Origin of the sequence: Nocardia sp. BMG111209, assembly GCF_000381925.1 — a bacterium.
GTDB lineage: Bacteria > Actinomycetota > Actinomycetes > Mycobacteriales > Mycobacteriaceae > Nocardia.
Genome location: NZ_KB907307.1, coordinates 4,453,447 through 4,462,766, shown reverse-complemented (window position 1 = coordinate 4,462,766; position 9,320 = coordinate 4,453,447). Strand labels below are relative to the sequence as shown.

Annotated in this window: 10 protein-coding genes; 3 read left to right on the top strand and 7 right to left on the bottom strand. The window is 69.5% G+C overall.

Annotated elements, in window-relative coordinates; genetic code table 11:
- Nucleotide 1 precedes the first annotated feature (1 nt).
- The 6 genes from G361_RS44290 to G361_RS0120660 all read right to left on the bottom strand — a co-directional run bounded on the left by G361_RS44290 (nucleotide 2) and on the right by G361_RS0120660 (nucleotide 5,793).
- Nucleotides 2–892: a helix-turn-helix domain-containing protein gene (locus tag G361_RS44290; protein WP_019929017.1), complete on the bottom strand. Its 891-nt coding sequence runs from the start codon at nucleotides 890–892 to the stop codon at nucleotides 2–4.
- Between the two features lie 77 nt (nucleotides 893–969).
- A complete protein-coding gene (locus tag G361_RS0120680) occupies nucleotides 970–1,761 on the bottom strand; it encodes a siderophore-interacting protein (protein WP_019929016.1) in 792 nt (263 codons plus the stop codon).
- Between the two features lie 27 nt (nucleotides 1,762–1,788).
- On the bottom strand, nucleotides 1,789–2,367 hold the full coding sequence (locus G361_RS47100; RefSeq protein WP_019929015.1) for a PadR family transcriptional regulator: 579 nt from the start codon (nucleotides 2,365–2,367) through the stop codon (nucleotides 1,789–1,791).
- 144 nt (nucleotides 2,368–2,511) lie between these two features.
- Nucleotides 2,512–4,104, bottom strand: coding sequence for an FAD-dependent monooxygenase (locus G361_RS44280; RefSeq protein WP_019929014.1), 1,593 nt, complete (start codon nucleotides 4,102–4,104; stop codon nucleotides 2,512–2,514).
- A gap of 136 nt (nucleotides 4,105–4,240) precedes the next feature.
- Nucleotides 4,241–5,281: an LLM class flavin-dependent oxidoreductase gene (locus tag G361_RS0120665; protein WP_019929013.1), complete on the bottom strand. Its 1,041-nt coding sequence runs from the start codon at nucleotides 5,279–5,281 to the stop codon at nucleotides 4,241–4,243.
- The gene (locus G361_RS0120660; protein ID WP_019929012.1) at nucleotides 5,281–5,793 is read right to left on the bottom strand and encodes an SRPBCC family protein; all 513 of its coding nucleotides are present in this window, start codon (nucleotides 5,791–5,793) and stop codon (nucleotides 5,281–5,283) included. The genes G361_RS0120665 and G361_RS0120660 overlap by 1 nt, the downstream gene beginning before the upstream one ends.
- 91 nt (nucleotides 5,794–5,884) lie before the next feature.
- Between G361_RS0120660 and G361_RS44275 the strand changes: the two genes are divergently transcribed.
- Nucleotides 5,885–6,451 carry a helix-turn-helix domain-containing protein gene (locus G361_RS44275; RefSeq protein ID WP_052172690.1) on the top strand — a complete coding sequence of 189 codons (567 nt, stop codon included), beginning with the start codon at nucleotides 5,885–5,887 and terminating at the stop codon, nucleotides 6,449–6,451.
- Nucleotides 6,452–6,465: 14 nt separating this feature from the next.
- Nucleotides 6,466–7,461 carry an NAD(P)-dependent oxidoreductase gene (locus G361_RS0120650; protein ID WP_019929010.1) on the top strand — a complete coding sequence of 332 codons (996 nt, stop codon included), beginning with the start codon at nucleotides 6,466–6,468 and terminating at the stop codon, nucleotides 7,459–7,461.
- On the opposite strand, the gene G361_RS0120645 is transcribed toward G361_RS0120650, so the two are convergent.
- The gene (locus G361_RS0120645) at nucleotides 7,458–8,213 is read right to left on the bottom strand and encodes an IgiC (protein ID WP_026343293.1); all 756 of its coding nucleotides are present in this window, start codon (nucleotides 8,211–8,213) and stop codon (nucleotides 7,458–7,460) included. The genes G361_RS0120650 and G361_RS0120645 overlap by 4 nt on opposite strands.
- A gap of 288 nt (nucleotides 8,214–8,501) precedes the next feature.
- Here G361_RS0120645 and G361_RS0120640 point away from each other — a divergent pair, with 288 nt between their 5' ends.
- Nucleotides 8,502–9,290, top strand: coding sequence for an SDR family NAD(P)-dependent oxidoreductase (locus tag G361_RS0120640; RefSeq protein ID WP_026343292.1), 789 nt, complete (start codon nucleotides 8,502–8,504; stop codon nucleotides 9,288–9,290).
- Nucleotides 9,291–9,320: the final 30 nt, after the last annotated feature.

Genomic DNA, 9,320 nt, shown 5'->3' with positions numbered 1-9,320 from the left:
CTCAGGGCAGGGTGCCGGCCTGGGGGATCCGATCGACATGGTCGATGGCCGTCAGCGTCGTCGCCCATTCGGCCAGCAACCGCAGCCGCTCGTCGGTGGGGGTGCCGGGCTCGGCGGTGTAGGCGAACAACGTCAGACCCGGATCGGCGGGCAATTCCAGTGCCTCGTAGGTGAGTTCGAGCTCGCCGACGATGCGGTGGTGCAACCGCTTCCGCCCGGTCCGATGGAACCGGACGTTGTGCGCGGCCCAGCGGGTCCGGAATTCGTCACTGCGCGTGGCCAATTCACCGATCAGATCCATCAGGGCCCGATTGTGCGGGCTGCGCCCCGCGGAACCGCGCAGCACCGCGACGATATCCGCCGCGACCTCCTCCCACTCCGGGTAGTACTCGCGCGCAGCGGGATCCAGGAAGACGAACCGGGCCGTATTGGCCGGCCGGATCGGGCTCGCGAGGATGTCCGAGTACAGCGCGCGCCCGAGCTCGTTGGCGGCGACGAAATCCATCCGCTCGTTGCGGATCCACGCCGGGGTGGCGACGGCATCGAGGAAACGCTGCAGGCTCGGCCGGATCTGCACCGCCGCGGGCCGCCGCCGCGGCACCGGCCGGGCATTGGCGGCATGCGCCAGATCGAACAGATGCGCGTGCTCGGCCTCGTCGAGCTGCAATGCCCCGGCAATCGAACCCAGCACCTCGTCGGACACCCCGCTGAGGTTGCCGCGTTCCAGCTTCACGTAGTAGTCGACACTCACCCCGGCCAGCAGCGCCACCTCCTCCCGGCGCAGCCCCGGCACCCGCCGGTTGGTGCCGTGAACGGGCAGGTTGGCCTGCTCCGGTGTGATCCGGGCCCGGCGCGAACGGAGGAACTCCCGGATCTCCGAGCGATTGTCCATATCTCCACGCTACGACCGTTCCGGTCCGGCCGGGAGGGCCTGCCGGTACCCGGCAACCTGCCCGCTTCCGGCCGCCCTCAGTCCAGGCCGCGGCGGCCGGGCGTCCAGAACGGTTTGGTGCGGATCGCGCGGCGGGGCCAGTTGCGCTCGTGCACAAGGTGTTTGGAGATCATCTGGATGGTGCGGGCCTCGCCGGCCAGATAGGCCGCGCCGGGTTCGGCGGGCAGGTCCAGGCCGCGGACGGCGGTGAGCAGGATCTCCGAGGAGGCGGCGGATTCGCCGCCGCGCAGCGGCTGGACCAGGGTCGCGGCGCGGTGCAGCGGCAGCCGGTCGGTCTCGGTGGCGGTCTCGACCGCGCCGTACACCGGCACAGCGGTGGGTACCGCGCGCAGCATCGGCCCGAAGGCGACCGCGGCGGTCTCCTCACCGGCGAACAGGTGATAGGGCGCGTCCTCGCGCAGGGTGAACGAACCCTCCGGGCCGCGGAACCGCACCTCCTGACCGACCCGCGCGGTGCGGCCCCAACGCGCACCCGGGCCGTCGCCGTGGTCGAGGACGCACAGATGCAGCTCACCGGTCTCGGCATCGTGATGCCACACCGAATAGGTGCGCAGATCACCCATCCGCGCCAGAGGGCTGCCACCCTCGCCGGTCCCGGTGGCGATCCGGAGTTGTTGTCCGGGAAGCCAACTCAGCTCCTGCAACTCCGGGCCGCCGAGCCGGATGCGAGTGGTACGGGCGGCGATCTTCTCGGTCTCGAGCACCCGGGCGGTGTGGAAGAACCGGTCGAGCAGCCGGTCGCCGAGCCCGCGGGCCCGCGGTTCGGTGGCCGGACGGCCGGTGGACTGGGGAATGTCGGTGTGCGCCATGGGATGACCTTCACTCGGGGGATGCGCTCATTCGGTGCGCCGGCCGCGTTGCCGGCGCTGCTGATGGTGGTGGTGATGCAGCCGCTTGACGTCGGTCTTCAGTTGCTGAAGGTCGCGGGTGGCGGCGGCGAGTACGTCGCGGACCTGGTCGACGACGGCGGGATCGCCGTGCGCGTGCACGATGGTGGACACGGCCGTCTTGAACAGGCGCAACGCGGGCCCGATGATCTCGGCGGCGTCGGGATCGCGGAACATGCCCCACTCACCGCGTTCGGTGGCGCGGGCCCAGATCCGGTCGATCTCCTCGCCGTGCCCGGCGACCTCGGCGAGTCCCGTTTCGGTCGGATGGAAAACCTTTCGCCCGCTGTCGATTTCGAGCCGGACGAGGCCCTCGTCCTCCAGCTGTTGCAGCGTGGGGTAGACCGCTCCCGCACTGGGCCGGTAGGCGCCGTCGCAACGGTTCTCCAGCCGGGCCATCAGGTCGTACCCGTGGCCGGGTTGTTCGGCGACCAGCGCCAGCAGCGCCAGCCGCAATTCGCCGGGGCCGAAGAAGCGGCCGGTCCCCGGCCCGATGCCGCCGAAGTCGGCGGGACGACGCGGGCTCACTGTCCCAAGATATATCTTAAGATATAGCTGAAGCAAGAGGTTCGTCGCCGGACGACACCCTGCCGAGCGGCCCCCGAGTGCGGTCGGAGGCGGTATCGAGACCGGAACCGATCGACGACAGTTGGTCGCGGGAGCTACGGATGATCATTCGGTGCGATCGGTGCGATCGGTGCGATCGGTGCGATCGGTGCGATCGGTGCGATCGGTGCGATCGGTGCGATCGGTGCGGTGATTGCGGGCTCCGGGTGTGGGTCGGGCCGGTCGTGCCGGGTTCGCGGTGGCGGGCCCGGACCATGTGGTCAGCGCTGCGGTGGGGTCGGCGCCGGAGTGGTCGGTGGCCCAGGCCACGTGCCCGTCGGGCCGGATGAGCAAGGCGGCCGGAGTCGCGATGTCGCCGAGCCCCGGCACGGTCCAGCGCCGGACCGCACACTGTGCGTCCACGGTGTCGACCCGATCCTCCCACCCGGCCGTCGCGACGCTGTTGCCGTTGAGCGACAACATGATCGGCCGGCCGGACCGCAACAGCCGGTGTACCCGGGTGGCGGTACCGGATATCGTCAGGTCGACGTCCGGCGCCCGGTAACCGGAGAGCGGGTGGACGTCACCCACGTCGTAGCGGATGTCCAGTGCGAACAGCATGTGCCCGAGGCGATTTCGCACCTCGTCGATGTCGAACAGCCCGGCCAGCGTCTCGCGCAGCGCGTCGGCATGCGCACCGGGCCGCAGCAGCGCGGTCTGGGCCCGGGTGTTGTGCAGCACCCGCTCGGCGACCGGCCGACGCTCGGAATCGTAACTGTCCAACAGTGTTCCGGGGCCGCCGTGCACGACGGCGGCGAGCTTCCAGCCGAGGTTCGCGGCATCCTGCACGCCGGTGTTCAACCCCTGCCCGCCCGCCGGATAGTGGATGTGCGCGGCGTCGCCCGCCAGGAGCACCCGACCGGCGCGGTAGCGATCGGCCAGCCGGGCCGCGTCCCCGAACTGCGAAACCCAACGGGGGCTGTGCATCCCGTAGTCGGTGCCCGCGACCGCACGGAACGTGGTGCGGAATCGCTCGAAATCCGGTTCGCCGGCCGGACCGGCGACCCGGTCGTGCCGCTGCACCATCAGCCGGAACCAGCCGGGCTGCAACGGGATCACCGAGAAATCGCCCGGTCCGGCACGGTGGGTCAGCACCCATTCGGCGGGCGGGTCGGCCAGTTCGGCATCGCAGATCATGCCGAGCATGGTCGCGTCGGTGCCCGGGAATTCGATGCCCGCCACCTTGCGGACGGTGCTGCGGCCACCGTCGCACCCCACCAGGTACCCGGCCCGGATCCGGTTGTCGCCGAACCGGACCTCGATACCGTCGGCATCCTGCGCGAAGTCCGTGATCGCCGATCCCCAGCGCACCGGAGCACCCAATTCGGTTGCGCAGGAATCCAACCGGTCCTCCAATATGGTCTGGGTGAGCGCCAGCCCGAACGGGTAACGGGTGGCGAGGCCGCCGAAATCCATGCGCAATCCCGCGAAATGGCCCGCGCCCTCGAATATTCGGCCGTGCGGCAGCAGCCGGCCCAGCATGCCGCGCTGATCGAAGATCTCCATCGTGCGCGCGCCGATCCCGCCCGCGCGGGAGGATGCGGCCCGCCGCGGCAGGGCGTCGAGCAGGACCACCTCCACCCCGGCCGAGCGCAACTCGCAGGCCAGCATCAGCCCGGTCGGCCCGGCGCCGGCGATCACCACGTCGGTCGTTTCCACAGCCACTCCGTCCCCATGTGGTGAACAATGTTTACCACGCGAAACGTAGGTTCGGCGCCTCGGCCGGTCAATCGACCGGCCCGGGGTGGACCGAAAGCCGCGTGCCGGGCCGCCGCGACCCGCGCGGCGGCACCGATCACCGATCGCCGAGAGCGCGCACCAGCTCGATACCCCGGCCCAGGTTGTCCAGCCGCTCGGCGAGCGTGTCGCCGGCGGGATAGAGGCGGACGGTGTCGACACCCGTCGCCTGCCAGGTGCGCAGCCGCTCGCGGACCATCGCCTTGGTGCCGATGAGCGTGGTGGCCAGCACCATGTCGTCGGTGATCAGCGCGGTCGCCCCGGCGCGGTCGCCGGCCTGCCACCGCTGCCGCACCGCCGCGGCGACCTCCGCCCAGCCCTGCCGGCTGTAGGCGGAGTTGTAGAAGTTGGTGGTGCCGGAACCCATCCCGCCGAGCGAGAAGGCCAGCTCCTTCTTGCGACCGGCCACGACCTCGGCCAGGCGGTCCTCGGCGACGAGATGGATCTCGGCCCCCTGGCAGACATCCAGGTCGGCGCGGTGGCGGCCGGCGCGGGCGAGTCCGGCGTCCAGATGATCGAAATAGGCCGCCGCCCCCTCGGGGATGAAGCTGGTGCCCAGCCATCCGTCGGCGATCTCGCCGGTGAGCTCCAGCATTCGCGGCGACAGGGTGGCCAGATGGATCGGGACCGGTACGGGTTCCATGCTCAGCCGCATCGGCCGCCCCTCGCCGCCGGGCAGCGGAATGGTGAAATGCTTTCCGCGGTAAGCGATCTTCTCACCCGTGGCGGCGGCCCGGACGATCTCGACGGTCTCCCGCATCCGAGTCAGCGGATGCGCGAACGGAATTCCGTGCAGACCCTCCAGGACCTGCGGCCCCGAGGCGCCGAGCCCGAGCAGGAACCGGCCGCCGGACAGTCGGGACAGCGTCATCGCGGTCTGGGCGATGGTCACGGGGGAGCGGGTGCCGAGCTGGATCACCCCGGAGCCCAACAGGATTCGCTCGGTGCGCGCGGCCAGCCAGCCCAGCGGGGTGACGGCGTCGGCGCCCCACGCCTCGGCGACCCAGCAGATGTCCAGGCCCGATTTCTCCGCCTCGACGACGAATTCGGCGGTCTCCCGCCAGTCGCCGGACGCCTCGACGGTCGTCGCGGTGCGCATCACGACGCCTCTTCCAGCAAGGACTTGATACCGGCGAGATTCGCCTCGATACCGCGCTCGAACTCGCGCAGCCGCACGAACACGATCTTCTGCTCCTTGTCCGGCATCGCGTCGATCGCGAAACTCAGCCCCGAGCGCGCCGGGCCCATCTGCATCCACTGCTCCAGCACGGTGCCGGAACCCGCCGGCCGCAGGGTGAAACGCCAGACGCTGGAAGGGTATTCGGGATCGCCCACCGCCCAGGCGAAGGAGTGCGGCGCACGGCACTCCACGATGGTGCTGACCGTCTCCCAGTCGCCGAGTGCCTCGTGCGCGCTGCGTCCCACGAACCGGCCGCCGACCCGCGGCGCCTCGGCTCCGTCGAGCCATCGGACCTCCCGCAATTCGGAGCTGAGCGCCGGCATGAGCCCGATATCGCTCACCCGTTCCCAGACCCGATCCGGCGGCGCCTCGATATAGGTTTCCGCCGCCACGGTCGGGGTGTCGGCATATCGCGCCCCGGTCCACTCCATGACGCACTCCTCTCGACAGAGATTTCGATGGTTGCATCATCAGACTAGCTCTACCTGGTAAGTCCAGTGAAGAGACTCGTATACTGGCGGCATGAAACGCACGTCCTTCAGCAGCTGGCCCTGCTCGATCGCGCGGACGATGGACCTGGTCGGCGACGCGTGGACCCCGCTGGTGCTGCGCGAGGCGTTCTACGGCATCCGCCGCTTCGACGACTTCCAGCAGGAACTGGGTATCGCCCGCAACACCCTGGCCGACCGCCTGGCCCGCCTGGTCGCCGCGGGCCTGCTGGCGAAACACGCCTACGAGACCACCCCGGCCCGCTACGAGTACCTGCTCACCGAATCGGGCCGCGACTTCTACGGCGTCCTGCTCGCCGTCACCGCCTGGGGCGACCGCTGGCTGTCCGGCGAATCCGGCCCCCCGATCACCACCCACCACGACACCTGCGGCCACGACACCACCGCCGAAGTGGTGTGCTCCCACTGCGGACAACCACTGGCCTGGGACGAGGTAACCCCGCGGCCGGGCCCCGGCTACCCGCCGAAGCTGTTGTCGCGCACCGACATCCGCCGGCGCTTCCACCTCGACCCCGAACCGGGGCAGGCCGCGGCCGCGGATGCCGCCGATAATCCGGTTGCCGGTGCGCGCGTGCGCTAGTTCGATCGACGGGTATGGAACGCTTTCTGGTCACCGGTAGTTCGGGACATCTCGGCGAGGCGCTCGTCCGGACCTTGCGCGCGCGTGGGCAGGACGTGGCCGGACTCGACGTCCTTCCCTCGCCGTATACGACGATCACCGGCTCGGTGGGCGACCGGGAGACCGTACGCCGCGCGCTCGACGGTGTGACCTATGTGCTGCACACCGCCACGCTGCACAAGCCGCATGTCGAATCCCATCGGCGGCAGGATTTCGTCGACACCAATGTGTCCGGCTCGCTGACGGTGTTCGAAGAGGCGGCGGCGGCCGGCGTGACCGGTGTCGTATTCAGCAGCAGCACCAGCGCTTTCGGGCGAGCGCTGACCCCGGCGGCGGGCGAGCCCGCGGCCTGGATCACCGAGGACGTCCACCCCGTGGTGCGAAACATCTACGGCGCCACCAAGGTAGCGGCCGAGGACCTCGCCGGACTCGCGGCGCGGGATCTCGGCCTGCCGACGATCGTCCTGCGCGCCGCGCGATTCTTCCCGGAGCCGGACGACCGCGACGACGTGCGCGCCGCCTATTCCGACGACAACCTGAAGGTCAACGAGTTTCTCTATCGCCGTGTGGATCTCGCGGATGTCGTCGACGCGCACATACTGGCCGCCCGGCGCGCGCCGGAGATCGGGTTCGGCCGCTTCATCGTCAGCGCCACCACGCCCTTCACCCCGGACGACCTCGCTGAACTGGCCGTCGACGCACCGGCGGTGGTGGCCCGCCTGTTCCCGGAGATCGCGGCGGACTACCAGCGCTGGGGCTGGCGGATGTTCCCCGCACTGGACCGCGTCTACGTCAACGATCGGGCCCGCGCCGCCCTGGGCTGGGTACCGCGGTACGACTTCCGGACCGTCGTCGATCTGGTGCGGGCCGGTGGGCCCGCCCGCAGTCCCCTCGCCACCGCGGTCGGCGCGAAGGGGTATCACAGCGCGCCGACGGGTATCTACACCGGCCAGCCGGAGGCCCCGGCCTAGTGGTGGGCCATCAGGCGGCCGAAGCCCTCGGCCTGATCGTCGATTCCGTTGCTGCGCAGGGCGTACCAGTAGGTGGCGGTGTTCACCGCGAGGACCGGCAGGCCCAGCCACTGTTCGGCCTCGGCGGCGATCCGGCCGACGGCCATGTTGGCGCCGAACTGGACGATCGCCCGCGGGCGCTTCTCGGCGATCACGCTCAGCTCCCGCCGGATCGTCTCGCCCGTGGTGTGCGCGATCTGTACCGCGGTCGGGCAACGGAGGTGGACGGCGGTCTGCAGGTCGTAGCCGCAGCTCTCGACGAAGGCTCGCAGGTGTGGTTCGGAGCCGGGCTGATAGGGGGTGAGGACCCCGATGGGTCCGTCGTCGACACCCACCGCGCGCAGCGCCGCCGGGATCGCGTCGCCGGCGTGGACGAGCCGTAGGCCGTCGCCGAACCTGGCCCGCAGGCGATCCTGAATCCCGTTGCCGGCCTCCGGATCACCCCACACCGCCTCGATCGACACGCCCAGCACGACACAGTCCGGTTCGCAGGTCAGCACGCGCGCGACGGCGTCGTCCACCCCGCGGTCGATATCTCCCACCAGGCCGGCGAAATCGTTGTCGTCGTCGGTGACCCAGTTCGCGATATGAATGCGGGCGATATGGTTCGTGACCCCGCGGGGGCGCATATCGTCGTATTCGGGCTGCACCACGGTATTCACCGACGGCGTCACCACTCCGAGCTTCAGCCGCCATCCCAGCGCGTCGGTCATCAACATACTCCGTCCTGCTCGCCCCCCGGGGCGACCGAACCGACGGTCGCGCATTCGCAACTACAGTTGTATCGCAGGCAATAACTCCCGGCAAGCCGGAGCGGTTCGCCGGGTTGACATCACCGGCACGCCGTTCCATGATCTCTGTGATCGATTCAGTTGATTCCTTGCCGCGCAGCGTCGGACAGTGTTGCGCGCAGCCCGTTCCGGCCGGAATTTCCCATTTCCGTCGAAGCATCTCCCGGCATCACCGCGTGGCGCGGCACGGAAATACCCATGGAGTGCCGTATGCGTCTACGAGACAAGGTTGCCGTCATCACCGGAGCGGGTTCGGGAATCGGTAAGGCGATGGCCCACCGATTCGCGGCCGAGGGCGCGCACGTCCTCGGTGTCAGCCTCAGCGACAGCGCCGCCCGCGTCGCCGCCGAAATCGGCGGTGACGCAGTCGGTATCAGGGCGGATGTCGCCGACGAGGCCGACGTCCAGCGGATGATCTCGACGGCGGAGGAGAAGTTCGGCCGCATCGACATCCTGGTCAACAACGCCGGATTCGGCGGCGGCCTGAAGCCCTTGCACGAGCAGACCACCGAGAACTGGGATCGCGTGCACGGCGTGAATCTCCGAGGTGTCTTCTTCTGTATGAAGTACGGCATCATCTCGATGCGCGGGACCGGCGGTGGCTCCATTGTCAACGTCTCGTCCGCGACTGCGGTCGTCGGATTCAAACATCATTCGATCTACGGTGCGGCCAAAGCCGGCGTCAATCAATTGACGAAGGCCGCCGCACTCGATTATGCCGACGACAGAATACGCGTCAACGCAATTTGTCCCGGCACGATATGGACCGGTTTGGTACCGATGTCCGAGGAATCACCGGAACCGCCGCCGGGGGTGTGGCGGCTGCCCGGAATTCCGATGGACAGGTGGGGACTGGCGGACGAGATCGCCGCCGCGGCCCTCTTTCTCGCCGGGGACGAGTCCTCCTATATCACCGGGACATTGATGCCCGTGGACGGTGGCTATTCGGTGGGATTCTCGGGTATGGGGGCGGAGAAATCGGGTCTGCCCACCACGTGAATCCGCGCGGCGCGAGCCGTGGTCGTCCCG